Source organism: Thermaerobacillus caldiproteolyticus (genome assembly GCF_013761245.1).
Taxonomy (GTDB): Bacteria; Bacillota; Bacilli; order Bacillales; family Anoxybacillaceae; genus Thermaerobacillus; species Thermaerobacillus caldiproteolyticus.
Map to the genome: position 1 here is coordinate 258,444 of NZ_JACDUT010000002.1, position 26,712 is coordinate 285,155.

Annotated in this window: 31 protein-coding genes, 1 pseudogene and 1 riboswitch; of the genes and pseudogenes, 11 read left to right on the forward strand and 21 right to left on the reverse strand. The window is 40.5% G+C overall.

The features are described from left to right. Nucleotides 1-14: 14 nt before the first annotated feature. Nucleotides 15-1,988: a methyl-accepting chemotaxis protein gene (locus HNR31_RS04805; RefSeq protein WP_181555126.1), complete on the reverse strand. Its 1,974-nt coding sequence runs from the start codon at nt 1,986-1,988 to the stop codon at nt 15-17. Nucleotides 1,989-2,280: 292 nt separating this feature from the next. Here HNR31_RS04805 and HNR31_RS04810 point away from each other — a divergent pair, with 292 nt between their 5' ends. Both HNR31_RS04810 and HNR31_RS04815 read left to right on the forward strand, forming a co-directional pair. Beyond that, the gene (locus HNR31_RS04810; RefSeq protein ID WP_181555127.1) at nt 2,281-2,469 is read left to right on the forward strand and encodes a DUF5370 family protein; all 189 of its coding nucleotides are present in this window, start codon (nt 2,281-2,283) and stop codon (nt 2,467-2,469) included. Nucleotides 2,470-2,523: 54 nt separating this feature from the next. After that, complete coding sequence (locus HNR31_RS04815) at nt 2,524-2,727, forward strand: hypothetical protein (RefSeq protein WP_181555128.1); 204 nt, start codon at nt 2,524-2,526, stop codon at nt 2,725-2,727. Between the two features lie 305 nt (nt 2,728-3,032). On the opposite strand, the gene ptsP is transcribed toward HNR31_RS04815, so the two are convergent. The 4 genes from ptsP to glcT all read right to left on the reverse strand — a co-directional run bounded on the left by ptsP (nt 3,033) and on the right by glcT (nt 8,302). Further along, entirely contained in the window at nt 3,033-4,754 is a 1,722-nt protein-coding gene (ptsP, locus tag HNR31_RS04820; RefSeq protein WP_181555129.1) for a phosphoenolpyruvate--protein phosphotransferase, read from the reverse strand. Next, nucleotides 4,754-5,020: a phosphocarrier protein HPr gene (locus HNR31_RS04825; RefSeq protein ID WP_181555130.1), complete on the reverse strand. Its 267-nt coding sequence runs from the start codon at nt 5,018-5,020 to the stop codon at nt 4,754-4,756. Before HNR31_RS04825 ends, ptsP begins: the two co-directional genes overlap by 1 nt. Before the next feature lie 118 nt (nt 5,021-5,138). Then, nucleotides 5,139-7,160 carry a glucose-specific PTS transporter subunit IIBC gene (gene ptsG / locus HNR31_RS04830; protein WP_309505611.1) on the reverse strand — a complete coding sequence of 674 codons (2,022 nt, stop codon included), beginning with the start codon at nt 7,158-7,160 and terminating at the stop codon, nt 5,139-5,141. A 290-nt stretch (nt 7,161-7,450) separates the two neighbouring features. Then, a complete protein-coding gene (gene glcT, locus HNR31_RS04835; protein WP_181555132.1) occupies nt 7,451-8,302 on the reverse strand; it encodes a glucose PTS transporter transcription antiterminator GlcT in 852 nt (283 codons plus the stop codon). A 206-nt stretch (nt 8,303-8,508) separates the two neighbouring features. On the opposite strand from glcT, the gene HNR31_RS04840 reads away from it, so the two are divergent. The 4 genes from HNR31_RS04840 to HNR31_RS04855 all read left to right on the forward strand — a co-directional run bounded on the left by HNR31_RS04840 (nt 8,509) and on the right by HNR31_RS04855 (nt 10,983). Next, a complete protein-coding gene (locus HNR31_RS04840; RefSeq protein ID WP_181555133.1) occupies nt 8,509-9,318 on the forward strand; it encodes an HAD family hydrolase in 810 nt (269 codons plus the stop codon). A 70-nt stretch (nt 9,319-9,388) separates the two neighbouring features. Next, nucleotides 9,389-9,838, forward strand: a complete 450-nt coding sequence (locus HNR31_RS04845; protein ID WP_181555134.1) for a staygreen family protein — start codon at nt 9,389-9,391, stop codon at nt 9,836-9,838. 138 nt (nt 9,839-9,976) lie between these two features. Further along, entirely contained in the window at nt 9,977-10,741 is a 765-nt protein-coding gene (locus tag HNR31_RS04850) for an alpha/beta fold hydrolase (protein ID WP_181555135.1), read from the forward strand. A 32-nt stretch (nt 10,742-10,773) separates the two neighbouring features. After that, complete coding sequence (locus HNR31_RS04855) at nt 10,774-10,983, forward strand: hypothetical protein (protein WP_181555251.1); 210 nt, start codon at nt 10,774-10,776, stop codon at nt 10,981-10,983. Here HNR31_RS04855 and HNR31_RS04860 read toward each other — a convergent pair. From HNR31_RS04860 to HNR31_RS04870, 3 genes are all read right to left on the reverse strand, one after another. After that, nucleotides 10,949-12,097, reverse strand: a complete 1,149-nt coding sequence (locus HNR31_RS04860; protein ID WP_181555136.1) for a cation:proton antiporter — start codon at nt 12,095-12,097, stop codon at nt 10,949-10,951. The two genes, HNR31_RS04855 and HNR31_RS04860, sit on opposite strands and share 35 nt — an antisense overlap. 375 nt (nt 12,098-12,472) lie before the next feature. Then, nucleotides 12,473-12,715: a hypothetical protein gene (locus HNR31_RS04865; RefSeq protein ID WP_181555137.1), complete on the reverse strand. Its 243-nt coding sequence runs from the start codon at nt 12,713-12,715 to the stop codon at nt 12,473-12,475. 83 nt (nt 12,716-12,798) lie between these two features. Beyond that, entirely contained in the window at nt 12,799-15,207 is a 2,409-nt protein-coding gene (locus HNR31_RS04870; RefSeq protein WP_181555138.1) for an EAL domain-containing protein, read from the reverse strand. A 304-nt stretch (nt 15,208-15,511) separates the two neighbouring features. Between HNR31_RS04870 and HNR31_RS04875 the strand changes: the two genes are divergently transcribed. After that, entirely contained in the window at nt 15,512-16,147 is a 636-nt protein-coding gene (locus tag HNR31_RS04875; RefSeq protein ID WP_181555139.1) for a nitroreductase family protein, read from the forward strand. A gap of 110 nt (nt 16,148-16,257) precedes the next feature. On the opposite strand, the gene HNR31_RS04880 is transcribed toward HNR31_RS04875, so the two are convergent. Together HNR31_RS04880 and HNR31_RS04885 are read right to left on the reverse strand one after the other, a co-directional pair. Continuing rightward, nucleotides 16,258-17,517: an ATP-binding protein gene (locus HNR31_RS04880; protein ID WP_181555140.1), complete on the reverse strand. Its 1,260-nt coding sequence runs from the start codon at nt 17,515-17,517 to the stop codon at nt 16,258-16,260. Between the two features lie 107 nt (nt 17,518-17,624). After that, nucleotides 17,625-17,870, reverse strand: a complete 246-nt coding sequence (locus HNR31_RS04885; protein WP_181555141.1) for a YueH family protein — start codon at nt 17,868-17,870, stop codon at nt 17,625-17,627. Between the two features lie 184 nt (nt 17,871-18,054). Here HNR31_RS04885 and HNR31_RS04890 point away from each other — a divergent pair, with 184 nt between their 5' ends. Then, nucleotides 18,055-18,204, forward strand: a complete 150-nt coding sequence (locus HNR31_RS04890) for a hypothetical protein (protein WP_181555142.1) — start codon at nt 18,055-18,057, stop codon at nt 18,202-18,204. A 42-nt stretch (nt 18,205-18,246) separates the two neighbouring features. Here HNR31_RS04890 and HNR31_RS04895 read toward each other — a convergent pair whose 3' ends face one another. From HNR31_RS04895 to HNR31_RS04910, 4 genes are all read right to left on the reverse strand, one after another. Continuing rightward, entirely contained in the window at nt 18,247-18,996 is a 750-nt protein-coding gene (locus HNR31_RS04895; protein WP_181555143.1) for an SDR family NAD(P)-dependent oxidoreductase, read from the reverse strand. A gap of 30 nt (nt 18,997-19,026) precedes the next feature. Continuing rightward, on the reverse strand, nt 19,027-19,209 hold the full coding sequence (locus HNR31_RS04900; protein WP_309505612.1) for a GH32 C-terminal domain-containing protein: 183 nt from the start codon (nt 19,207-19,209) through the stop codon (nt 19,027-19,029). 60 nt (nt 19,210-19,269) lie between these two features. Continuing rightward, complete coding sequence (locus HNR31_RS04905) at nt 19,270-19,515, reverse strand: hypothetical protein (protein WP_181555145.1); 246 nt, start codon at nt 19,513-19,515, stop codon at nt 19,270-19,272. Between the two features lie 464 nt (nt 19,516-19,979). Then, complete coding sequence (locus HNR31_RS04910; protein ID WP_181555146.1) at nt 19,980-20,447, reverse strand: hypothetical protein; 468 nt, start codon at nt 20,445-20,447, stop codon at nt 19,980-19,982. A 191-nt stretch (nt 20,448-20,638) separates the two neighbouring features. Between HNR31_RS04910 and HNR31_RS04915 the strand changes: the two genes are divergently transcribed. The 3 genes from HNR31_RS04915 (at nt 20,639) to HNR31_RS04925 (ending at nt 21,920) form a co-directional block, all read left to right on the forward strand. Beyond that, nucleotides 20,639-20,833, forward strand: a complete 195-nt coding sequence (locus tag HNR31_RS04915) for a hypothetical protein (RefSeq protein WP_181555147.1) — start codon at nt 20,639-20,641, stop codon at nt 20,831-20,833. A gap of 189 nt (nt 20,834-21,022) precedes the next feature. Continuing rightward, on the forward strand, nt 21,023-21,610 hold the full coding sequence (locus HNR31_RS04920) for a cell wall hydrolase (RefSeq protein WP_181555148.1): 588 nt from the start codon (nt 21,023-21,025) through the stop codon (nt 21,608-21,610). A gap of 133 nt (nt 21,611-21,743) precedes the next feature. Then, nucleotides 21,744-21,920, forward strand: coding sequence for a YkvS family protein (locus HNR31_RS04925; protein ID WP_181555149.1), 177 nt, complete (start codon nt 21,744-21,746; stop codon nt 21,918-21,920). 46 nt (nt 21,921-21,966) lie between these two features. On the opposite strand, the gene HNR31_RS04930 is transcribed toward HNR31_RS04925, so the two are convergent. From HNR31_RS04930 to HNR31_RS04960, 7 genes and pseudogenes are all read right to left on the reverse strand, one after another. Next, the gene (locus tag HNR31_RS04930) at nt 21,967-22,626 is read right to left on the reverse strand and encodes an oxidoreductase (RefSeq protein ID WP_181555150.1); all 660 of its coding nucleotides are present in this window, start codon (nt 22,624-22,626) and stop codon (nt 21,967-21,969) included. A gap of 98 nt (nt 22,627-22,724) precedes the next feature. Continuing rightward, a pseudogene (gene queF / locus HNR31_RS04935) lies at nt 22,725-23,069 on the reverse strand (preQ(1) synthase); the annotation flags it as partial. Nucleotides 23,070-23,360: 291 nt separating this feature from the next. After that, on the reverse strand, nt 23,361-23,534 hold the full coding sequence (locus HNR31_RS04940; RefSeq protein WP_373367390.1) for a tunnelling fold family protein: 174 nt from the start codon (nt 23,532-23,534) through the stop codon (nt 23,361-23,363). A gap of 30 nt (nt 23,535-23,564) precedes the next feature. Then, nucleotides 23,565-24,296 (reverse strand): 7-carboxy-7-deazaguanine synthase QueE, encoded by a 732-nt coding sequence (queE, locus tag HNR31_RS04945; RefSeq protein WP_181555151.1) that lies wholly within the window; start codon nt 24,294-24,296, stop codon nt 23,565-23,567. Then, complete coding sequence (gene queD / locus HNR31_RS04950) at nt 24,296-24,733, reverse strand: 6-carboxytetrahydropterin synthase QueD (protein ID WP_181555152.1); 438 nt, start codon at nt 24,731-24,733, stop codon at nt 24,296-24,298. Before queD ends, queE begins: the two co-directional genes overlap by 1 nt. Continuing rightward, a complete protein-coding gene (gene queC / locus HNR31_RS04955; RefSeq protein ID WP_181555153.1) occupies nt 24,733-25,395 on the reverse strand; it encodes a 7-cyano-7-deazaguanine synthase QueC in 663 nt (220 codons plus the stop codon). Before queC ends, queD begins: the two co-directional genes overlap by 1 nt. An 80-nt stretch (nt 25,396-25,475) precedes the next feature. Then, a riboswitch (PreQ1 riboswitch) is annotated at nt 25,476-25,520 on the reverse strand. Nucleotides 25,521-25,581: 61 nt separating this feature from the next. Further along, entirely contained in the window at nt 25,582-26,688 is a 1,107-nt protein-coding gene (locus HNR31_RS04960; RefSeq protein ID WP_181555154.1) for a GerAB/ArcD/ProY family transporter, read from the reverse strand. Nucleotides 26,689-26,712: the final 24 nt, after the last annotated feature.

Below are 26,712 nucleotides of genomic sequence, written 5' to 3' on the forward strand. Positions count from 1 at the left end.
GGTGCTGACGTTTGTTACAATTTAAATTTTTCTACTATTTTTTGTAGTTGTCGGCTCATTTCGCTCAGTTTTTCAGCTGATTCAGTAACTGTGCTCAATGCTCGAAGCTGGTCATCAGCAGAAGCTGCCACTTCCTCAGCCGCCGCCGCGGATTGTTGGGCAATCGCTGAAATATTTTGCATTGCTTCGACTACATGATCTTTACTGTCATTCATGCTTTTCACTTCGGCTGTAATGTTCGCGATCGCCGTCGTTAATTCCTCCATCATCGTCGCAATGGTCATAAATGAATCTCCTGTTGTATGGACGGCTTTTTGCTGCTCCGCATGCATATCTTTTGAGCGTTCGACCGCTTTCATCGCTAAGTCAGCTTGTTGTTGAATGGTAGTGATCGTTTGCCGGATTAGTTCTGTTGCGTGAGCAGATTGTTCGGCAAGCTTACGCACTTCTTCCGCCACAACCGCAAATCCTTTTCCATGCTCTCCTGCTCTTGCCGCTTCGATGCTTGCGTTTAATGCAAGCAAATTGGTTTGTCCTGAAATGGCAGTAATCGTTTGAATGACTTCATCGATTTGCTTCATCTTTTCTACTAAGTCATCCATGACTTTTTCAACGGCTTGTAACTCTTCTTTTGCTTCATTGGATTTTAATTGCAATTCGTTCAACTTCTCTAAACCGTTATAACTTGCGTCTTTCGTGTTATTCGACAACGTTTGCATATCGGATGTGGATTGTGCTACTGTTTCGATTTGCGTTGACAACATCGTGGTTCGTTCATTTATCGTATCTAAATCGCTCGCTTGCTCCGTTGTTCCTTTTGCAATGTCATTAATTGCGCCTGCGACTTGCTCGCTTGTCGTCATCGTTTCTTCGGAAACAGCGCTTAAATGATCGGCGGATGCCGCTAATTCATCAATTGATTCATTGACTTGATGAATCAGAGTACGCATTTCATGAACCATATGATTAAAATGGTTCGCGAGCTGACCGATTTCATCTTTGGATTTTGTTTCAACCTGAACCGTCAAATCACCTTGCGCTACTTTTTCAAGTTGTCCTTGTAAATAAACAATTGGTTTGGCAATCGAGCGAGCAAGCAAGTAAATCACGATGATGCCAATGAGTACCGCAATAATCGTAATAATGAGCATTTTTGAAGCAATCGAATTGCTGACAGCAAACAAATCCTTTTCCTTATAAACGGCTCCAACTTTCCAACCTAGATCTGGAATGGTGATAAAATACATCATTCGTTTTTCATTGTTGAGTGTATATTCATATAAGCCGCTTTCTCTTTGAAACATGTACTTCAGAGCTGCATTATTCGACATATCTTTCCCTTTGTACTGAGGATGAACGATGGCAATGCCATTTTGGTCGAATAAAACTGGATAACCGTGATAGCCTACGTCAATATCGTTGACAATCTTAGTTACGGCATCTAACGACATATCAATGCCGAGCACGCCAATGACTTGAGAGCCTTCTGTTACTGCTTTCGCAAGCGTAACAACATATTTTCCTGTTACTTTATCGATATATGGATCTGTCCAAACGACCTCATCCGGATGTTCCGCTGCTATTTTATACCAAGGACGAGAAGTCGGATCGAAATCAGCTGGTAAGTCTGCGTTTGGCGTTGTATACATTTTTTTATCTGCTGTCCCAATATAAATAAGCTGGGTATTTTTATGTATTTTTAAAAATGTATTAAATTCACTATCCACAGTCGACCAATTTTTATGGTCTTTCGCCATTTGCCTCATAATAGATGATTGGCTAAATTGTTTTAAGCTATTCTCTTCGCTGTGAAAACTATTCTGAATATCCCCAACTAGTTGCTCCACGATAGACTGGGCACGGCCTTCGACATCTTTTCGAATCATTTGTTTCGTTTCCACGACCCCAACGATTTGTGTAATGGTTAAGGAAGCAATCATCAGTAGTGCCATCAAGATAATAAGTTTGGTTCGCAATGTTCTGAACACTGTTTTCATTCTCCCCTTTTATACAATTCATCATTTTTTGTCGAATCTTACCATTAATTATTATAAAATTCACTAGGACTATCGTCCATAGGATTATGTTCTTATCAATGAAAAATTTGTATGACATTCCTATAACCCAGAAACACTATTAACATACATGCATTGATTTCGCTTTCAAAACCGCATGCCATCGCTGAATTACCTTCCGTCTCGACGATAAATGGTTTGTCATAAAAGATCTAGTGGCGGAAACAGAACAAATTAATTTTTTTCAGACAAGGGTGGTGAGAAAATGGGAGCTGTTGAACGAGACGGTTATATTTTTGACATTGAGTATAGCGTGATTCAGCAAAAAGGAGAGATTCTTGTATATCAAAAAGGAACATTGATTGACGAACTTTCCTTTTCTTTTAACGGAAAAAAACCAGATGAACATCAAATTGAATCGCTTATTGATGCATATATAGAAAGAACAAGATAAGTTGTTAGCACTATGGGGGTGAGTTTTTGCTGCCATTCATGAATGCGCACCTATATGATTAGAATTCATATCCATTTTTATGAGATGCTGCCGTGTATCGAAAATAACTTTATGGTATTTAACGGAAATGTTCCACAAAAAGCAGTCATTTGTCATTATTATACAAAAGACGATTCTCCAGAGCTTATTCGCATCCAACAAGAAAGTTTTCCTCCTTCGTTTCCACAGAATTATGGCGGAATGAAGAGCGGTCGATAAATCCATATTTGTTTGTTTCCTAAAGAACACCATGTGTGGAAGTGGAAGGGAGATGGTAGGTTCGATGACAGGACTGCTTGTCCTTCCTACCGGCCCATACATAAGAAGAAATAACTGATAGAGGATACATTCGCGATTATCCCCCCGATGGAAACACATTGCATGTCTTGGATATTTGTGTCTCTTCCTCTCAGCGGGCGATTGCAACTAAAATTCCCCGACTATTAGACAGCAATTTGGATATGAAATAAATGCGCCAATTTTTGTCTAAAAAAATGAGCGGTGGTCATTTCCACCGCTCATTTTTATTCAATATGAAATGTTTGTTTCACAAACGCCACGACCTCTTCCGCTGTGCTCATTGATAGAAGTGTTTGCTTGAAGCGCGCTGCTTCCTCTTTCGACAGCTTCTTCATTTGTGAACGAGCACGTAAAATTGATGTAGCGCTCATGCTAAACTCGTCCAATCCTAATCCAAGCAAAATCGGAATGGCTACTGCGTCTCCAGCCATTTCTCCGCACATTCCTGCCCATTTTCCTTCTTTATGAGCCGCATCAATGACATTGCTAATGAGGCGTAAAATTGCTGGGTTGTACGGCTGGTAAAGGTAGGAGACACGCTCATTCATTCGGTCAGCTGCCATCGTATATTGAATTAAGTCGTTTGTACCAATGCTAAAGAAATCTACTTCTTTAGCAAATTGGTCGGCTAATACAGCAGCAGCTGGAATTTCAACCATCATGCCGACTTCAATGTCGTCAGCGACTTGTACGCCTTCTTGTTGAAGCTTTTCTTTTTCTTCTAAAAGAATCGCTTTAGCTTGACGGAATTCATCAAGCGTCGCAATCATCGGGAACATGATCTTTAAGTTACCGTACACGCTCGCGCGCAACAAGGCACGAAGTTGCGTGCGGAACATATCTTGCATTTCTAAGCAAAGGCGAATCGCCCGGAATCCTAAAAATGGATTCATCTCTTTTGGAAGATCTAAATACGGAAGCTCTTTGTCCCCGCCAATATCAAGCGTGCGTACAACGACAGGTTTTCCTTCCATTCGTTCTAATACTGTTTTATATGCCTCGAATTGTTCCTCTTCTGTTGGCAACTCGGAACGACCCATATACAGAAATTCCGTTCGATATAAACCGATACCTTCTGCTCCGTTTTCTAACACGCCTTTTACATCATCTGGTGTTCCGATATTGGCTGCTAATTCAACGTGATACCCATCGCTTGTCACTGTTTTTTCGTTGACAAGCTTGGCCCATTCTGCTTTTTGCGCTTCGAAACGAGCGCGTTTTTCTTCATACTGTGCCATCACATCCTCAGATGGATTGATAATAACTTGTCCATCTAATCCGTCAATAATGACCGTATCTCCATTTTTAATTTCCGATGTGACCGCCTTTGTTCCAACAACAGCTGGAATTTCCATCGAACGCGCCATAATCGCGGAATGAGATGTCCGTCCGCCGATATCAGTTGCAAATCCTTTTACATATTCACGATTTAACTGAGCCGTATCAGAAGGAGTCAAATCTTCCGCAATAACGATGACTTCTTCAGAAATTAAGCTTGGATTGGAAATCGTGACACCAAGTAAATGAGCAAGCACACGCTTCGTCACATCGCGAATATCGGCGGCGCGCTCTTTCATATATTCATTGTCCATCGCCTCAAACATCGAGATGAACATCGTCGCCGTTTCGTTCAGTGCATATTCCGCGTTCACTTGCTCAGTTTGAATTTTTTCTTTTACCGGATTTAACAGCTCTGGATCACTTAATACAAGAAGGTGCGCAGCAAAAATCGCAGCTTTGTCTTCCCCTAATTGTTGCAATGCGTGATTTTTAATGAGCTCCAGCTCATCTTTTGCCTTTGCAACCGCCGATTCAAAACGAGCCACTTCCGCTTGAGGATCGGCCACCGTTTTTTTCTCGACGACTAAATTAGGGGTTTCTAAGCGGTATGCCTTTGCGATGGCAATACCGCTTGATGCAGCAATTCCTTGAATTGTTTTCGACATTATTGTGCAAGACCTTCTTTTGCTAAAGTTTCCGTTAATGCTGCCATTGCCTCTGCTGCATCTGCTCCTTCCGCTACGATTTTGATTTGAGCACCTTGCGGAATACCTAAAGACATAACACCCATAATAGATTTTAAGTTCACTGTTTTTCCATTATATTCTAAATTAATGTCGCTGTTAAATTTGCTTGCTGTTTGGACAAGCAATGTCGCAGGACGAGCATGAATTCCAGATTCTGAAGTTACTTTAAATACTTTCTCAGCCATTTTCTTCAATCTCCTTTTCATTAATTTTTTTCCCTTGTCATCATAACAAACAGTAGGCTGATATTCAATCCAAAGGAAGCACATAGAGAAACTTTTTTGTTTCTCTATGTGCAAATCATTATTTGTCGATCGTCACGACGTTGTCTTCACCTTTTGTCACATTCCCTTGTTTTTCAACCTTCACGATTTCATCTGCTGACAAGTTCGTGAAAATAATTGGAGTGATGATAGAAGGTGCATTGTTTTTCACATAGTCTAAATCGACTTTTAATATCGGCTGTCCTTTTTTCACTTCATCGCCTTGAGCCACAAGCGCTTCAAAACCTTCACCGTTTAACTTCACGGTGTCAATACCGAAGTGAATTAAAATTTCCCGGCCGCTTGTGGATTCAATACCAATCGCATGTTTGGTTGGGAACACGTTGACGATTTTTCCATCAACAGGAGAAACGACTGTTCCTTCTGTCGGTAAAATCGCAAAACCGTCACCCATCATTTTTTGTGAAAACACTTGGTCTGGCACTTCAGAAAGCGGAAGTACTTCACCTGTTAACGGCGCGGCAATCGCTTCCGTTCCTGCTGCTGCTTGAGAAGTTGATGGTTTCGGCTCCTCTGTGACACGTGATGGAGCTCGTCCTTCCATGATGTCTTTAATTTGTCCTTTTAAAATATCTGACTTCGGACCAAAAATAGCTTGCACGTTGTTTCCAACTTCAAGAACGCCGGCAGCTCCCAACGCTTTTAAGCGGTCTTTATCAACTTGTTTAATATCGTTGACGGAAACACGTAAACGAGTAATGCACGCATCTAAATGAGCGATATTTTCTTTTCCGCCAAGCGCCGATAATACTTCATATGGAAGATCGCCTGCATCAGCCGCTACAGTTGGTGCTTCCTCTGTTGCTTTTTCACGTCCAGGCGTTGCTAAATCCCATTTCCGGATCGCAAAGCGGAATCCGAAGTAATAAATAACAGCAAACACTAATCCAACTGGAATGACAAGCCACCATGCTGTACGGTTTGGTAACACACCAAATAACAAGAAGTCAATAACCCCGCCGGAGAATGTCATACCGATTTTCACATTTAAAATGTGCATAATCATGAACGATAATCCGGCAAAAATTGTATGAATCGCAAATAACGCTGGTGCAACGAATAAGAATGAGAACTCAATTGGCTCTGTAATCCCTGTTAAGAAAGACGTTAATGCTGCTGAACCCATAATACCAGCAACAACTTTTTTGTTTTCCGGACGCGCTTCGTGATAAATCGCAAGCGCCGCTGCTGGAAGACCGAACATCATGAATGGGAATTTACCCGTCATAAATGTTCCCGCTGTCAATGGAACACCGTCTTTTAATTGCTCGAAAAAGATTTTTTGGTCACCATGAACAACTTGACCAGCTTTGTTGACATACTCTCCAAATTCGAACCAGAATGGTGCATAGAAAATATGATGCAAACCAAATGGAATTAACGCACGTTCAATGACACCGAAAATAAACGCCGCTAATGTTTTGTTTGCGTCAATCATGTTATGTGAAAATGCATTTAATCCATGTTGGACAGGTGGCCATATCCATGTCATGACAATTCCCAGAACAAGGGCAGACACTGCTGTGATAATTGGGACAAAACGTTTCCCAGCAAAGAATCCTAAGTATTGCGGAAGTTCGATATTGAAATACTTATTATACATATAAGCTGCTAAAATACCAACGATAATACCGCCGAATACCCCAGTTTGTAATGTCGGAATCCCTAACACATTAGCAAATGCTGGGTCTTTACCAATCATGTCCGGAGTGACACCTAAAATGACACTCATAGTAATGTTCATGACTAAATAACCGATAATTGCGGCAAGACCAGCAACACCGTCGCCGCCTGCTAAACCAATCGCTACCCCGACGGCAAAAAGTAAAGAAAGATTAGAGAATACTACACTTCCAGACTGCTCCATTACTTTTGCAACGAGAACAATCCAGTCTGCTTTTAACGCAGGAATTTTGTCGGTTAACGCCGGGTTCTGTAAAGCGTTACCAAACGCGAGCAAAATTCCCGCTGCCGGTAAAATCGCAACAGGCAACATAAGCGCTTTACCGACCTTTTGCAATGTACCAAACATCTTTTTCATCATAACTAACCTCCTTCTCTGTATAAGTTTTGCCACAAACGTCTTGTTCATGTACGGTGGACAAATAATTTCTTGATCGGTCAGACGTCCGACAAATGTAAACATTTGCAAAAAAACAAATGAAGCAACAATTACGCAACCAGAAATAAGGAAAAACAAAAGGCATAAGCAAAGAAGAACAAAATAGAACGCTTACAACGGAAAAGAAACTAACCTTTCCCCTTGCTTGTCCCATCTTGTCTCCTTTACTCATGCCTGATCGAATCAGTAACACGTAAAGATAGACAACATTATTCGTTTTTTTCCTTTTCTGCAAGCCTTTGCAAATGCATTGTCAAATAGACGGCTTCTGCATCGTCCACCGGCAACTGTAACGTTTGTTGCATCACTTTAATCAACTTCCATGCAAGATTATAGCATAGTGGATATGCTTCTTTCAAGATTTTCGACAATTTTTTTGGTTCTTCGACTCTTTCCCCTTTTTTAATGCGCTCAATCGCATAACGCAAATGACGAATAAACCGCAAATAATGGATACTTTCCCGATCAATGACGATGCCGAGCTGCTCTTCTACAATCTCGATTAGCTTTGCAATCAATTGAGAATGCTGGTTCACCTCAGAAAGGCTTTGTTTTGAAATGCCGCTATGAATGTGCAACGCGATAAATCCTGCCTCCCCTTCCGGCAACTTTACCCCTAGCTTTCGATTAATCATGTCGACTACTTCTTGTGCAATCTCATATTCAAGAGGGTAGAGGCTTTTCGTTTCCACTAAAAACGGATTTTTTAAATCGAGCCCTTGTTCAATCCGCTTCAGCGTAAACGAAATATGATCCGTAAGAGCGACGTGGATATGCTCATTCAATGGTACATGGACGCGGCCTTTAATATGTTGCATTACTTCATTCATGACCCCGATAAATTCCTCATCGAGCTCCGGAAGCAATTTTTTATATTGCTCTTGCTCCCGCTCATTTTTTAAAATAAACCATTTTTCGACCGCGCTTTGCTCAATATAGTCTCCTTTTTTCTTTCCGAATCCAATCCCTTTTCCAAGCAGCACCACTTCATCATATTCCGGATGCGAAGCGATAAGAACGTTATTATTTAACACTTTTTCCACCCGAAAGGACTTCCCCACAAAGCCCATCTCCTTTAAATTAAACGTTTACAATACTATCATCTTACGCAACGAAACAGAAATCGTCAACGTCAAAAAATTGACGTTTTATGAAAAGATGTCATTTAAGTGACAAAGAGCGAAAAAATTGTTTTCACTTCTATCGTCCGCTATAATATAGAACACGTCACAGGCGCGACGAAACCAATTGAAAGGCGGGAGTACCATTGATTAAGTTAATTGTTAGCGACTTAGATGGGACATTGCTCGGATTTGATAAAAAAATTAAGGAAGAAGATAAGCGCGCCATTCAATTAGCCATTGAGAATGGAATCGATTTCGCCGTTGCATCCGGACGGATGGATATTGAAATTTTAGAAGTGTTAAAAGAAATCGAACAAAAAGCACATCGCGTCAGTCAAAACGGTGCTTATATTTATACGAAAACAGACGTTTCTCTCCATTCCGCAGCATTCGAACCGGACATTGCGCGCCAAATTTATAAAGAAGCAAAACAATTAGAAGCCATTGTCCTCGTTTGTAACGAAAATACAAATTTTATTGAAGAAATGAATGAACATGTGAGTGAATTGCAAAAGCGGTTATTTTACGGACTATGTGAAGTTCCAAATATGAGTGGGACCATCGGTGCTGACATCCTTCCTTCCAAAATTACCGTCTTAGCAGAAAATGAAGTCATTACATCGTTTCAGCAACAAATAATGGAACGATTTGGCGATGTAGTCGATACGTTTATTTCAGAACCGCGCTGTCTTGATATCATGCCGAAAAACATCAGCAAAGGAAACGCGCTTCGTTCGCTAATGAATCACTTAGATGTTCAGCCTGAAGAAACGGCTTGCTTTGGCGATGCGTTTAACGATATACCGATGTTCCGCCTTACCCCTTACAGCTTTGTGATGTCTCACGCTCATCCGGACGTAAAAAAAGAGGCGCGATATATTGTTGACTCTGTGAGTGAAGCAGTACAAATCATTCTTACCGAAATCAATCAGCCAAACCTCACGCAAAAATAAGACTCCAAACGAAAAAGGAGTCTTTTTTCATCTCTATGCATACATTGTTGAAAAAGGAGGGGATATGATCATGAAAAAGTTACAACCGCAAAAATTACATGTGCAGCGAATGGAACAAACCGATGCTATCACTCCTACAACGGGTAGAAAATATACGCTTACTCATTCCGATATGACAGGAAATCTATATTTACATATCGGGCGAACGTTTTTCGTTCAACATATCGGACCGGCACGTGATGAAGTACTAGCTGAATGGAAGCAGGTAAAACAGACGCTTATTTTGTTCGTCTATGTGTACATTGGAAATCAAAGTATGGGAAAAGACATAAACCAATGGCGAAAAAGTATTTTTGATAAAGAATTACCGCTTGCACTTGAGGCCATTCGCTATGGCGACCATCCTTTGTTTCAAGCATATCCTTCCTTAGACTTTAGCCCGATTCTTGTTCATTTTACATCCGAATATCCTGACTTGAACACAACCGAATATTACGGTTCTCCATATATGTACAAATGAGACATCCTCCCTATCCTTCTCTCTCCCAGCTGCCTGTTACACTAACGTGAAAACCCGTTCCTATCACAAAGTAATGATATTTTCCGTTCTGTCAATCCATACTAATCAAAGGACTATCCAGAATGGAGGACAAGAAAAATGCCATACATCACTATAGATGACGTCATTCAGCTTTATTATGAAGAAGAAGGGAACGGTAAACCACTTCTATTCATTCATCCTCCGGGAATGGGAAGCATGGTTTTTGCCAATCAACGAGCGTTATCAAGCGATTTTCGTGTGATTACGTATGATATGCGCGGAAATGGAAAAAGCAGTCCCTCCAACTGCCCTATTTCTATTCCTTTGCTTGCGGAAGATATAAAGCGATTGTTTGATACACTTGAACTTGAACGAGCAGTTGTTTGCAGTTATTCAAACGGAGGCTCCACCGCCTTAGAATTTGCCTTGCGCTACCCTCATCATGTCGAACAGCTTATCTTAATCGGTGGATTTTCCGAAGTATCGACAATATGGTTACATGCAGAATTTTTATTAGGCATTTACATTGTAAAAGGCCGTGCCGTCTCTTTCCTTGCGAAAGTATTAGGGCAGTCGCACGGAAAAAACACTGCCGAGAAAAAAGCGATTGCACAATATGTCAAGTTAGCGAACAAAAATGATCTGCTCGCTATGTATAAAGAGGGGCTCACATATTGCTGTACAAACCGTTTATCGCAATTAACAATGCCGCTTCTTCTTATATACGGCGCCTGTGATTACTATATGCACCCTTACGAAGCGTTATTTACGACCTATGCTCCTCACGCCAAAGTTGTCTATATTGAAAAAGCACGACATCAAATTCCAACGAAACACTTTTGCGAATTAAATGCGATTATAAAGACATACTGTTTAACATAGCCACCATTATCCATAATAAGGAGGGAAAAAGAGTGGCAAAGAAAGGACGCCAACATAAAGTCAGTCAAAAACAGCTAATCCAGCCGTTTCAAAAACGGAAGCAGAAATGGCAAAAGATAGCGTTGACACAGCAAAACAAGCGAAGACAAACCGTTCATAATAATATAAAAGCGAGGCCGGCGTTATCGGCCGGCCTCGTGTCATTGGTCAAGCCGCTTGCTGGGCCGTCGCATTTTCCTTAAAAATCGCTTTCATTAGCGGAGGAGTGACAATCGTCGTGACAAGTACAACGACAACAAGAATCGCAAATAAATCTGCCGTTAATAACTTAGTCTCTAAGCCAATCCCCGCAATAATTAAGGCGACCTCTCCGCGGGAAACCATCCCTGCACCGACAGCCAGTGAACTTCTCCATGCAAACCCAGCCAGTTTCGCCCCCAACGCGGCACCGATTAATTTCGTTAAAATGGCAAGGATGCTTAAGCTAATCATGAGCCAAAGATGCTGACCCACTCCAGAAAACTCAACCGCTACCCCGATGGACGTAAAAAAGACTGGAACAAAAATAGAGTAACCAATTGTTTCCACTTTTTCAAAAACTTCATGCTTGAAACTAGTAAAACTGATTCCCAATCCAGCGATGTAGGCTCCAATAATCGCAGCCACCCCTGTTGCTTCCGCAAAATACGCAAACGCAAAGCAAATAATGAGCGCTGCCGAAATGACCGTCTCCGTCACCCGTAACGGGGCAAACAGACGCAAGACGATCGGAATCGCTTTCCATGCTAATAAAATCGCAATTACAAAGAAGATAACTTTCTTGATAATAACGGCACCAAGGTTAACATCCCCTCCCGTCATACTCATTAAAAACGCCAAGGCAATAATGACAAGAATATCATCAATCACAGCCGCTCCTAAAATCGCAGAACCTTCTTTCGATTTCAGCTGCCCCATTTCTTTTAGCGCTTGTACAGAAATGCTGACGCTTGTGGCCGACAGTAAAAGCCCGAGAAACACCGCTTGTGCCGTCGATAATCCTATAACAAGTCCCGCTATATATCCTAGTGATAAAGGAACGACAATACCTAACACCCCAACAAATGTGGAGGCTTTTCCTGTTTTTTTAAACTGATCCATATCCGTTTCCAAGCCAGCGATAAACATTAATAAAATCACGCCAATTTGGCTAATTTCCTTCAGAATCTCTGTGTTATCGACCACTCCTAATACGGTAGGACCAAGAACGATTCCGATCAGCAATTTTCCGAGTACAGACGGCTGTCCGAGACGAACACTAATATCCCCCGCAAGTTTTGACGCAAATAAAATCGCTGCTAGCTGTAAAATTAACATTGCTCACTCTCCTTTTTTCTTCTTTGCATCGTTAATGATTACGTTTAGCGTGCGCAAAAGGTTTCATTTTTAACATAAGAAAAGCGCAATCTCCCCATTCCCATCTAAGAACGTCCCATGTTCTGGGGTATTGCCATTTCCCGCTCCCACGATGAGCAAATGTTCTTTGTCTGCCAGAAGCGCCTGTCTTTGATGTGATGGTTATTTTGCCCCCGATCTGCTTAACACATCACGTTATCACGTCATACTTTACGCAAGTTTTACATGGAGGTTTATCCAAGCAAGTAAACTGGCTGGAAGCTGAAGCTAGACAGTATTTGAAAAATTATATTTTCCTAGCCCGAAAAATAAACGGCTAAACCACTTATGATAGGTTTAGCCGTTTTCTAATAGATTACAAGTAATTTTCATTTTTGTTTTTGTTGCTTGAAGCGTTGTCTCACGGTCGATATGTTCGTTTAATACAACAACTGTTAAATCGTAAACGACCCTTGCCAGCTGCTCCACTGCCTGTTTTAAATACTGCTCCTCGTAAGCGACTCCATCCTTTACCAACAGTGTAAGCAACTCTTCTGTTCGCTTTTGAATCTCGTCCATATCACCTGCATAACTGTTCATTTCCTCATTCCCCCGTCCCGTATTCTTTTTTTATACTCATACGCGACAGGTTGGATAAATAGAACCATTCGGAGTAAAAAGGGTTATTTCCATTTTGCTATCAATGATTGTAAATCGTTAAGCACGCTCGGCAGCTGTTCAAGCGGAACAGGCTGGCTAAAGTAATAGCCTTGCATCTCATCGCATCCTTTTTCCAGTAAAAAACGAACTTGTTCTTCTGTCTCTACTCCTTCAGCTGTGACCTCTAAATTCAATCGATGTGCCAGCGAAATGATCGCTTCCACAATCTCCGCTCCTTTATGATTTTCGTCTAAATCCCGAATAAAGGAACGATCAATTTTGACAGCATCAATCGGAAAGCGATTTAAATAATTAAGCGACGAATAACTAACGCCAAAATCATCAATGGCAATCGTAATCCCTTTCTGTTTTAGTTTTTGTAAAATCCGAATAACTTCGTACGGCTCTTTCATCACCGTTGTTTCAGTAATTTCGAAGACAAACGATGAAGGGGATACGTTCGCTTCCGCAAAAATGTCACTAACCATCGTTTCCAAATGTTCATCCATAAATTGCCTTGCCGATAAATTCACCGCCATTTTCAGTGAGGTGAAGCCCATTTTTTGTAATCCTCTTAAATCGTGACACGCCTGTTGCAATACCCATGTTCCGATTTTGTCAATTACATTCGTTTCCTCCGCAATCGGAATAAACTCTGCCGGACTAATCATCCCTAATTGCGGATGTTTCCACCTTATCAAAGCTTCTACATTAACGGTTCCTAATCGTATATTCACCTTTGGTTGGTAATAAAGAGAGAACTCATGGTTCTCTAATGCCACTTGTAAATCATTTTCCAGTCGGATTTTTTTAGCAAAGATATCATGAAGCTTTGATTGATATTCAACAACGTGACTGACTCCATTCATTTTTGCGTAGTAAACCGCTTTATCCGCATTGCTGAGCAACGTCTCCACCGAGAGGTTCGCATCGCATGCATGACTAACCCCAATATTCACTGTAATATTTAGCTTTTCCCCGGCAATAAAATAAGGTTCATGCAACAAACGATCGAGCTCACGAAGCAGCGTATCGACTTCCTTTTGCTGCTCATACACGGATACAACTGCAAATTCATCATCGCCAATTCTCGCTAAAAACACGTGTTGCGATTCCATCTTTTTTAGCCGCTGTGCTACTTCTTTTAAAAGCTCATCTCCGTTGGAGTGTCCAAGAAAATCATTAATAAATTTAAAGCGGTTAATATCGATTAATAAAACCACAACCCCTGTATGATGAAGCATAAACTCATTCAACTTTTCTTTCAAATAATTGCGATTGGCAAGCCCTGTAAGCGAATCATACTGTGCCATAAATTCGATTTCTTTCTCTTTATTTTTTTGTTCGGAAAGATCACGCATAATAAGAAATTGAGCATTTTGACCATAATAATGAATGGACGTTTCTTTTACCTGTACTTCTTTTTTCTCTCCATTCAATGATGTAAGTATCCATTCTTCCGACTCTTTGTCTCCTTTTTCAAGAAAATCGCTCAACTTCCTCCCTTGTACGTGATGCAGACAAGCGGCTTTCATCATTTCCAAGCCAGACGGATTCATATAACGAATCGCTCCGTCTATTTGAATAATAACTGGGTCTGGCAAAAATTCAATGACTTTTCGATATAATTCTTCACTGTGTCTTAACTGTTCCTGCACTTGAATTAAGTCAGTTAAATCCCTAAGCATCGACAGGCCTGCTACGATTTTTCCGTCTTTATTGAAAACTGGCGTAATATTCGCTGATACGTATGCTCTCGTGCCGTCTTTACGCATCAGTGATAATCGAATCGATGTCAAACTCTCTCCCCGACCAAGCTTCATTAAACTTCGTTGCAATCTTGTACGGTACTCCGGCAAAAACGTCAATATGTCTTTCGAAAGCATTTCCTCTTCATGCCAACCTAACAGCCGTTCTACTTCTCGATTCACAAGCAAAATTCGTCCCGCTAAATCAAAGACAATTAGCGCATCATGGGAGTGAGCGAGAAAGGAATGAAATAACTGATGAATTTCTTCCAATTGCTCTTCCTGTTCGATTTTTTCCGTAATATCCCTCGTAAAACAAATCAGGTAAGGAATCGTTCCATCTTCTTTTACAATCGGTACAATGGTCGACTCGGCAATTCGGAGTGAGTCTTTGACATTCATTTGATCCCGATAGGTCACAATCGCCTTCGTCTCAACGGCTTTTCGATATTGTCTATTTAAATGAGCGGCGATCTCTCTTGGATAAATCTCTTCAATGCACTTTCCCATATCTTCCTCAACAAGGCTAGCTAAATGAAGAGCATCGGAGCTTACACGAACATAACGAAACCGCGGCCCCTCTTCTACTTTCATTAAAAAAACAACATCAAACAGCTGGTTCATAATCGTGAACAACAACTGTTCATCGAAGACCAGCTCTTTTATTAATTCACTTTGTCTCATTTTTATTCATTCCTTTATGCAACAAAATACTAGTTGTTAATCCCCTTACTTATTTTTTCGGCAAAAAAACAATATTTTTAATATGTTTTGTTTGCATAAATTCTGTTAAAATCCTCTGATTGTTCGCCGTACCAATATCAACAAATACTGTCATCAGAAAAAGAAGGTATCCATTCCTGTAAAACACATCGTTAAAATAGTTGACAAATAGGAAGGATAACTTTATGATGATATCGCTTGCTATAATTACAAAATATTAGTTAGTTACTTTTCTAAACTGATAAAAGGAAATGGGGGAAGAAATATGGCAACTTCAATGGAAACTGCAAAAGACTTTTTTACAGTCGTAGACGAACGCCAATCCATACGCAAATATGATCCGACTGTAACGATTAGTAAAGAGGAGTTAAGCGATATCATCAAAACGGCATGCAAAGCTCCATCCGCGTGGAACTTACAACATTGGCATTTTGTTGTCATCCGTGGAAAGGAAGCCCAACAGCGCTTACTTCCTATCGCTTATAACCAGCAGCAAATCGTTGATTCTTCTGCTGTTATTGCTGTATTAGGGGATTTAGAAGCAAATGAAAATACAGATGCTGTCTACGATCCATTAGTAAACGAAGGGCATATGACAAAAGAAGTTAAGGAAATACTCGCTGGACAAATTAAATCCGCATATGAAAACAAGCAGTATGCACGCGATGCTGCGTTTAGCAACGCTTCTCTTGCTGCAATGCAACTCATGCTTGCTGCTACTGCAAAAGGATGGGCAACATGCGCAATCGGCGGCTTTAACGCAGAACAATTTATGAGCGAATTCAATATTTCCAAACGCTATGTTCCTGTTATGTTAATTACGGTTGGAAAAAGCATTGCGCCTGCACATCGTTCCACACGGCTTCCGCTTGAAACGATTACGACATGGATCGAAAAATAAACGTAAAAAAGGGATAGCCTAAAAGGCATCCCTTTTTTAGAGAAAGTATAAAGTTTTAAGGGAAAACTGCCCAGTGCGGCTGAACAAGCCATCTCTCTATTGTGCAGCAGTTACTGTTTATATTTCGGCAGCGATAAATGAACATTTGTCCCATTTCCGACTTCACTGTCGATTTCTAATGTTCCTTTATGCTCCTGCATAATTTTCGTGCTTGTTGTTAATCCAAGCCCCATCCCTTTTTCCTTTAATGTAAAAAAAGGTTCACCAATTTTTTCTAAACGCTCTTTTCCGATTCCAATTCCTGTATCAGAAATCGTTATTTTGATGTTTTCTCCCTCTTCCCGTACATATAAGCGAATCGTTCCGCCTTTTGGCATTGCCTCAATTGAGTTTTTTATAATATTGATAAACACTTGAATAAGCTGATTTTTATCTCCGTAAATACACGCATGAGGTGCTGCATTTTCGACAGAGATATCTACATTATTTAAAGTCGCTTCATGGCTAATTAAATTCACGACATAGTGAATGACATCGTTCAACAAAAGCGGCCGGTAATCATTACTTTGTGGTTTCGCTAACACTAATAACTCGCTGACAATTTGATTAATTCGCTCCAATTCGTTTAACATAATATCAATATACAGATCTTTTATTTCTTTTGTTTCCTTCATCATTTGCATAAACCCTTTAATAGAAGTAAGTGGATTGCGTATCTCATGAGCAATTCCTGCCGCAAGTTCCCCTAACACCGATAACTTTTCTTTTTTCAGCAATAACGTTTCCGCTAACTTTTGTTGTGTAATATCGCGTCCAATTATGAGCAGCCCTTTTCGCTCGCCATTTTCATAAAAAAGTGGTACTTTAATCACATCAAACGTCTTCGTTTCGCCATTTGGCGTCGGAAATGACTCTTCGCTCCGAGTTAGTGTCCCACTTTTCCAAGCCTCTTCATCAGACTGAATACAATGTTCAAATGTTTCCTTAAAAAACGGAACAATTTCGCCGAGTTCTCGATCCGTTTTTCCTCGATAATCAACATGTTCCAGATGATAAAGTTTTCTCCCAAAATCGTTGACGCGAAGCCAACATCCCTTACTATCCTTAAAACAAACGAAATCCGGCATTGAATTAATTAATGTTGATAGCTGCTGTTCATCTTCCGTTGTTTTCCGCAGTTGTTCGCTTTTGTTTAACATTTGATAGAGGAAAATTCCTGAGAGAATAATAAATATACCGGCTTTTCCTATACCGATCATAAGCAGCATATAGCGGCCAACGTGCAGAAAATGAATCACTATATCTGTGAACAAAACCCAGCATATACTAAATAGTAAGTAAAAAAACACCGCTTTTCGTTTTGTCAACACCTCATCATCGAACTCCTAACATACAAAAATCATCCTATTATAAAAGCGGCGAAGCTCCAAGAGCCCCACCGCCCCCTATCTTCTCTACCGCGGTACAACAACATGATTTACATTTCGCGAACCCAATACAAGAGTTTATTGACCAATGGTTCAACATGTTCTTTTGTCAACACTTTAGTTAACGACGAAAATAGTCTCTCCTTCAACGTATCTGTTTCCTCTTCGTAGCATATAAGAAACGACCATTCGAGGTCAGGAATGGCAATAACAATATATTCTTCTTTTTTGTTTTCATAAATATATACATTCGTTGTTGTCCGTTCATCAACAATGTTTGCTTTCCGGATTTTCATGCTGCCACCTCTTCTTATATAACAAAAAAACGGCATTATTTTTTTATACTATTCTATCAAATTCTTACTAAATATTCAAATTAAAGTCGTTTCTCCACATAGTATAGAGAATTTTCAAAATATCATATTGACGTTTTGTGACAAAAATGTGACAATAGAAAAAAGCAAAAAGGACGTGAGAGAAATGAAAATTACGAATTTCTTTAAAAACGCACTTCTCTCTTACATGACTGTGCTTGTCGTCCTTGCGTTACTTCCAGCATTTATCATAACAAATGATATTAGTCTCGTTGATGCTTTGATTGAAGCCATTAATCGTCCTCCTTCTCAGTAAAACATAGAAGGCTGCCCTTTTCATGTTGGGTAGCCCTTTCTTTTATTCTATATAAATCATTTTTCGTGTCATTCCGCCGTCGATAACAAGATTGGTTCCTGTAATAAAATCGTTGTTATCATCGCATAAATACAGGCAAGCACGCGCGATATCGTCCGGTTTACCAACACGGCGCGCCGGATGCTGCTCATGATCAATCGCTCTTAACTGATCATAATCTCCCGTCTCAATCCAACCGGGGCTAATCGCATTGACACGAATGCGATCATCAGCAAATGATACTGCTAGTGCATGCGTTAACGATAAAATTCCTCCTTTAGAGGCGGCATACGCTTCTGAATGCGGCTCAGACATCAATGCCCTCGTCGAAGCGATATTCACAATCGCTCCGCCTGTTTCATTTTTTCGTATATATCGCGCTGCTTCGCGCGAACAGAAAAATACGCTGCGCAAATTCGTATTTAACACATCATCCCACTCTTCAACGGTCAGCTCATACGGTGATTTCCAGCGTGAAACCCCTGCATTGTTAATGAGATAATGCAAAAACCCATACGTTTCAAAGGTCATTTTCATTAGCCGTTCAATATCATGTACTTGACGAACATCCGCCTTGATAAACCGAGCTTCCAAACCTTTTTCGCGAATCGATGCAGCAAGCTGCTCCCCTTTCTCTTCGGCAATATCAGCAATGACGACATTCGCCCCTTTTTCAGCAAACATCGTCGCAATCGTTTTGCCAATCCCATTAGCTCCGCCAGTGACGACGACAACTTTTCGCGCAACACTCATATTGTCACCACCCTTTTTCGTAATAAAAACTTACCGAATCGCTTTCAATCGCCATGCATCTAACGGTGTAATGCGCATCTTTTCCGCCTGCACAAAAAATTCAACATCTTGACTGGATAGACATGGATAATGGCAATCCGTAAACACGCTTTCTCCATCGATGTCAAAAATCTCTAGCGAAGAATGATCGATCAACATATGTAGAGTTACCACGTCATTTCTTTATTTTCGCCGCCACTTGGCAAATTCCTGTTAACTCTTATCCAAAATTTGTCAAATCAATAGAAAGCGTTTCTTTCGACCTCCAAACAAAATCACGGTCTCTTCATCATTTTCTTCTGATGCTCGTACTTTAGCCGAAACATTTTCTGCTTCTCTACCTACGGCGAATTGAGCGAGATTTTCTGAACTCATTCCTTTCACGTTCGCAAGAAGATTAGGGCTGGTTTCCGTCAACGTTTCGTTCACTAGGTACATGTACTGTTCACGAAGTTGCTTCAGCTCAGCTATCAGCTTCACAAGAAACATTTCGTCTTGAAAAATCGTAAGTCACTTGGAAGCGTCATCGCTCCTGACTAGCCGTTCGCTTGTGACGGCATTTTCGTTTTCCACATATCCATTCCAACTATAAAAGAAGACATCCATTTTCATCTTGAAACGTTTTGTGGTACGTAAAAATGAAGTCCCTAGTCTAAAGGACTATGATGAAGCGACGTAAACGTATCGGTTTCGTAATCCATCTTACCAACAAAATAACGGTTTTTCCAACCATCTTGATCGATGACAACACAAGCACGTGGTATTGACCAAGCAGGAATAAGTCTGGATATTACTATAAATTTCTAACTTTCCATTCCTGCAATTATTGGAACGATAGAAAAGCACCTTTCTGTTTCCATCTTTTCCTATATCAAACGTCAACATTTTTTCCTCATTTAAAAAGAGAAAAGATCGCAACAATGATTGCGATCTTTTATCACCTTTTATCGGTACGGAGTATATGGTGATGGAGAAAAAGAGCCGTATGGTGAGACAGGTGTACCGTAATAAGGTGTATAGCCATATGGAGCTGGTGTTGTTGTGAAAGTAGGTGCTCCCGTCATCGGTATCATCGTGCCTCCTGCAGAAAATGGCGTGCTTGGCATCGATAATGCCATATCCGGACTATCGACATCAGCAACACCAGTAGTCCATGGCACACCACACCATATCGATGGTGGGCAGCCACATGTCTGTGGTAATGAATAAGAAACAGGAGCTACAGGCATAGCCGGTACATTAGGCATAGCCGGTACATTAGGCATAGCCGGTACATTAGGCATAGCCGGTACATTAGGCATAGCCGGTGCATTGTTTTCATTCCGTATCAACTCATCATCAAACGTTTCATCTACATCATATTCCCCATCATAGGAATAATCGTTATACATATATGGATCCCAATGATTCATATTCCTCTCCCCTTCTTTATTATTAATCAAGCATGGTCTATGACACATACCCACCATATTGTATGATGAAACAAGCAAAGGGTGTTTGCCCGTATAAAAAATGGGTGTTTATCCTAACAAAAGCAATAGTCAAACCATTCCGAGTGCGCTACAATATAAACGAATAAATGTTCATCGTTGAGGTGAGCAATATGGACGAGACAACAGCAACAAAACTACTCGATGAACTCCGCGACGGAAAAATTTCTGAACTATTGGTAAAAAAAGAAGACTTCCTTGTGTTCCGGGCTGCCCTTGTCAAACGCAGCGACTTCAAACATTTCCGCGGCATTGCCCAACGCGGCGGCGATATTCTTTATCACTATACAAAGCAACCTCGAAGCTAATAACTCGCTTAACCGATTCCACAATGGAATCGGTTATTTCATATTGACTGAGCACTTCCGAAAAAATTTCCAGAAAGCCTATAAAACTAGTTATATCAACGGAAAACAAAGATTTCCAACATTTAGCTAATGATAGGATCAAAAATCCTTGTTAGTCTAGTAACGAACGACGAACAAGGAGGGAATTTTATGAAAAAGCTCAAAAAACTTGCCCTTACCTCAGCTTGTTTTGCAGCATTTTTCTTTGCAAAAGAGGCCAGCGCATCGACAATCCATGAAGTCAAACGCGGGGAATCGCTTTGGACCATCTCCAAACATTATGGAGTGTCTGTAATAGAATTGAAGAAACAAAACAAAAAACGGGATAGTTTTATATTCCCTGGTGAAAAACTAGTCATCCCCTCCACTATTTCTCCAAGCGAGAAAGATTTATTAGCTCGGCTCGTGCATGCTGAAGCAAAAGGAGAACCGTTTGCGGGGAAAGTAGCTGTCGCAACAGTAGTATTAAATCGGGTTGATCACCCTGATTTTCCAGATACAATTCGCGAAGTTATTTATGAGCGCTCTGGCGGCCACTATGCCTTTACTCCGGTTCAAAATGGTGCCATTAATGAACCGGCAGATCGTGAATCATATCGTGCCGTTGAAGAAGCACTTGCTTTTCGCGGTTTAGGAAATGGTTCATTGTTTTTCTACAATCCAAAAACGGCGAAAAGCAATTGGCTGCGCTCTAAGCCAGTAACTGTTGTCATCGGCAATCATGTATTCGCTAAATAAATGCATATGTAATGAACGAAAGGGCGCTTTCATTCGCCCTTTTATTTTTTCAAAAAAATTAGGAACAAAAGGTCTTTACTTAAACAAGAAAATAAGGCAAACTATAACAAATACGATAAAAAGGAGAATGTAAATGAAAAAAGCAGAAGTCGGTAATATTATTGAGTTTAAAAACGGATTACGCGGCATTGTCGAAAAAGTGAATGAAAACTCTGTCATCGTTGATTTAACGTACATGGAAAACTATAAGGAGTTGGATTTACAGGAACGAACCGTCGTCAACCATAAAAATTATAAAATTATTAAATAATAGAAATAAAAAGGAGGCTGTTCCTTCAGATGGGACAGCCTCCTTTTTACGAAATATGAGAAATGTGATCGGATTCATATATATAAATCCCTTTTTGACAAGACGTAGCAGCGTAAAACATCGCTAAAGCGACCTTTTTCGCTTCAACCGGCTTATATTTCCGCCATTTTCCAATAAACGAAAATGGAAGGAGAGAAAGAAGCCATTCTGCTAGTTTTTCCGCCAGACGAAACTCTTGGCGTTTCCCAAGAAGCAACGAAGGACGAAAGATGTGTAATGACTTAATAGTCAACCGTTTTAATGCTTCTTCTGTTTCTCCTTTTACACGGTTATAAAAAAACGGAGAGCGCGGGTTAGCCCCAAGCGAAGAAACCATTAAAAAGCTTTTGACGTCACATTTTTCTGCTAGTGCCGCAGCACGCATTGTATATTCATAATCCACTTTAATAAATTGCTGCTTCGTTTTGGCTTTCTTCATCGTCGTGCCAAGACAACTAAATACATCATCAACGTGAAAATAGTGTTCGTACGATTCTAACTCATTAAAATCGACCACGACTTGCTGAAGCTTTCGGTGCTTTATCGGCAATTCCCGGCGCACGAAAATGGTGACATATCTGTATATGTCGGATTCAAGCAGCAATGTCAGCAGCTCGCTTCCGACGAGCCCACTTGCTCCAATTAACAGAGCCGTCCTTCCTTCCAAGACCAACCCCCCCAAATAAAAAAACAATTATATAAGTTTTGTAAAAAAACTCTTCGACCATATCAAACAAATCTCCCCAACAAGTGGGGAGACGTCGCTTAACGATTATCAACTTTTTCTGGATATAAATCATGATTCATTAAACGGTATTCCGCCATTTTTTCGTATTTCGTTCCTGGACGCCCCCAGTTGCAGTAAGGGTCGATCGAAATGCCGCCGCGCGGTGTAAATTTCCCCCATACTTCGATGTAACGAGGCTCCATAACTTTAATTAAATCGTTCATAATGATATTAACGCAATCTTCGTGGAAATCGCCGTGATTTCGAAAACTGAATAAATACAGTTTTAACGATTTGCTTTCGACGCATTTTTTATCAGGAATATAGCTAATATAAATCGTCGCGAAGTCCGGTTGTCCGGTTTTTGGCATCTGTTTGGAAAAACAGGTGGACTATATCATATTCTTATTCAACTGCGATATTGAATAAGAACCCTCGCGCTTCCATCATAACGATGTACTCTACTCTCTTCCTCCAACACTACTCTTACTCGCTTCATGTTGGAGTGATTTCGATAGTCTCTGCACCTTCCTCAAACGGAAATTTGAGGCTTGGCTCAGGGTTGGGGAAACTATTGGAAGAAACATTGGGTTATTACATACCTTGTAGTCCCATAGCTCCCTTTCCCTGAATTCACGAGGTTTAATCGACAGTGTCACCACTGAAGTGTGCCCTTATTGACACAAGCTTGTAAACTCCGGACAATTGAACTTCACGAAATAATCCCGATCAGGATGTTTGTTATCAAATACTTCTAAAACTTCTGGACTGTACTCAAATAAATATTTTGTTCCTTGATTGCCTAGTAACGTAATTCCTTGTAGTTCTTCGTCTTTTCTTCCTGCCATATTTCTTCTCCTTTCTGTTACTATAATTATTTAAACGCCGCGCTTATTGCCCCAAACTAACGCATGCAATTGCGGCAACACGCGCGCGTCATTCATTTCTTTCGTTTCCACCGTTTTTTCAATCAACCACTCTAGTTTGTCAAGCAGCTTTGTTCGTAATGTCGCGTTGTCACATTCCGTCACTTCATCATTGCCAACTTGTAAATAAAATGAGATATACGGATAACGCTGATGTACCATTTTTGCATATTCAAAATCTCCATCATCAAAGACGACGACCTTTAAACTGACATGGTCAATGCAGCCGCTCTTCATTAACTTTTCTATGATTTCATCAAGAACAGCAAAATTGGTCGTCATCCCTGAGCTTGGAGGTTTGGGCGAAATCGTTAAATCGTCGATATGATAAAACCAATCTTGCCAACGGCTTCCTTGCGTTTCTAACGCGACGCGAATGCCGTTGTCCTTTAATAACAAAATCAACTCATCCAGCGCTTTAATTAATGCAGGATTGCCGCCGGAAATAGTCACGTGACTAAAACGGTCGCCGCCAAGTTCAAGGAGACGCTCCCAAATTTCTTCTGCTGTCATTTGTTTGATTTCGTCTTTCGCTGAGCCGTCCCATGTAAAGGCAGAGTCACACCAGCGGCATGAATAATCGCAGCCCGCCGTGCGAACAAACATCGTTTTTTGCCCAATGACCATCCCTTCTCCCTGAATCGTCGGACCGAAAATTTCAAGAACAGGGATTTTGCTTGCCATTATTGTTTCCCCGCTTTCGGGCGATACACAACATAACTAGTTGGTGACTCACGCACAAATACTTGTACACACGTTGGTCGATTTGGTAATGTATCAAGATGGGCTTGAACGATTTCAGCAATTTTTCTCGCCACCACTTCAGTAGTTGGAAAATCGTTCGCATTTTCATTATTAAACATATCTTTATGATCATTCATTAACGTATGGTCGAATTTTCCATGCACAATTTTCTTTAATTGTTGGAAATTCACTAAGAAACCCGAATCATCCAATTCATTTCCAGCCACAGTAATATTTACAAAATACGTATGACCATGCATTTGCGCACATTTTCCTGCCGCCTCATGCGGAATAAAGTGCGCAGCAGCAATTTGCATATCCTTATTAAGTTCATATTGAAAATCGTGAGATACTTGTGGGTAAATTTGATGAATCATTACACATCCGCCCCTTCCTTTTCGGACAAATATTGTTCTAAGCCGCGTTTGCGCAATATACATGCTGGACATTCGCCGCAGCCATCGGCAATAATGCCGTTATAGCACGTTAATGTTTTCGTTCTCACAAATTCAAACGCGCCTAGCTCATCAGCGAGCTTCCATGTTTCCGCCTTATTGAGCCACATTAACGGCGTATGAATGACAAATTGATAGTCCATCGCTAAATTTAATGTTACATTTAATGACTTAATAAAAATGTCACGGCAATCTGGGTATCCACTAAAATCCGTTTCACACACGCCTGTAACAAGATGACGCGCCCCTTTTTGTTTCGCGAGCACAGCCGCAAACGATAAAAACAACAAATTTCGTCCATCGACAAACGTCGACGGTAACTGTCCTTCTTTCTGCTCAATCGCTATATCGGTTCGCGTTAACGCGTTCGGTGCTAATTGATTTAATAGCGACATATCAAGAACTGTATGACGTACGCCAAGCTCTTTCGCAATCGAAGACGCGACTTCGATTTCGAGCTTATGGCGCTGATTATAGTTAAACGTCACCGCTTCCACTTCAGAAAAATGTTTTAATGCCCAAAATAAACATGTCGTACTATCTTGACCACCGCTGAACACAACAACGGCTTTCTCATTCTTCATCGCCATTCGCTCTCCTTTCTCATTGACTAAAGAAGAACGAGCATTCTAAAACAAAAACGCTATACCCCCTAAGGATATAGCTTTCCCTAGTTTTTTATAGAGGGTTGTTCTAGAACCTCTCCCGCACAATGATCATGTGCGGATTTCTTCTTTCAGTTTTTCCTTCAATACTATACCACATTCTTCTTACTGTTGAACAGTTTTTTTGAACCGTTTCGCAATCGATATATAAATATACAAAACAGGAATATACACGATGACGACATAAAAGCCTATTTTCGATGTCAACATGTTTAATTTCTCAATATTCTCTCGCTGAACGATGAACAGAGAAACGACAAATAATAAGCTTAAAATAATAGGTACAGATTTGCGCTGTTTAATAGAAAATATTCGCTTCGCGCCACGCGAAACAGACCAGACCGCTAAACAAATAATCGGAAAAATCACAAGGACATAAATAGAAAGGACAATATACTCCATCCGTTCGATAAATGGAACTTCTGGAATTTTTGCCAATGTTAACGTCGGCCATATAATATGCTGTACTTGTTCTTCATTATAAAACACAAGCGAAATAAAAATGACGATTAAATAAATGAGAGTGGTAAATGCGTTCCCCCATTGTGCCCACTTATGGGACTGTTCAGGATGTTTGAGAAATGAATAATACATAAGTAGCATTTCAAACCCAAGATATTGAACCGTCATCGCTTTCGCCCCACGGAAAATATCGATCAATGAATGATCAAAGATTGGTAATAAATTGCGATAATGTGCATATTCAAGTGGAAAAAACAGCATTGGTAAAATGACCCAAAGTGGAATAACGACTCCCCAAAAACATAAACCGACGACAACCCGAAAGCCACCCAATACTGTATAATACGTGAGCAATAAAAAAATAAGACTAAATTGCCATGCTCCTATAAGCGAAAACATCCATACTTGAATGATTTCAATATACGTGCGCAATACAGTAAGTGCGAGCAAAAAAAAGTATATCAATAACAAAACGCTAAGAAGATTCCCCAACCATTTTCCAAGGTATTGGGCATGAAGGGAAACAATGTCCTCCGCATTTGGAGCGGACTGAAAAATTTTATACACTATCCATATAAGCACATGGACAACACAACTAGCAACAATGACACTCATCCATGAGTCATGGCCTGCTTCTTTCATTACTGCTCGTTGAAAGCTAAGGACACCAACCCCTACCTGAGAACAGTGGATGATAAAAAAAACGAGAAACGGTGAAATCAAAAATCGCTCATTCCCTTGCTCGTTCATGAAAAATCTCCTCCTCGCTTCGTC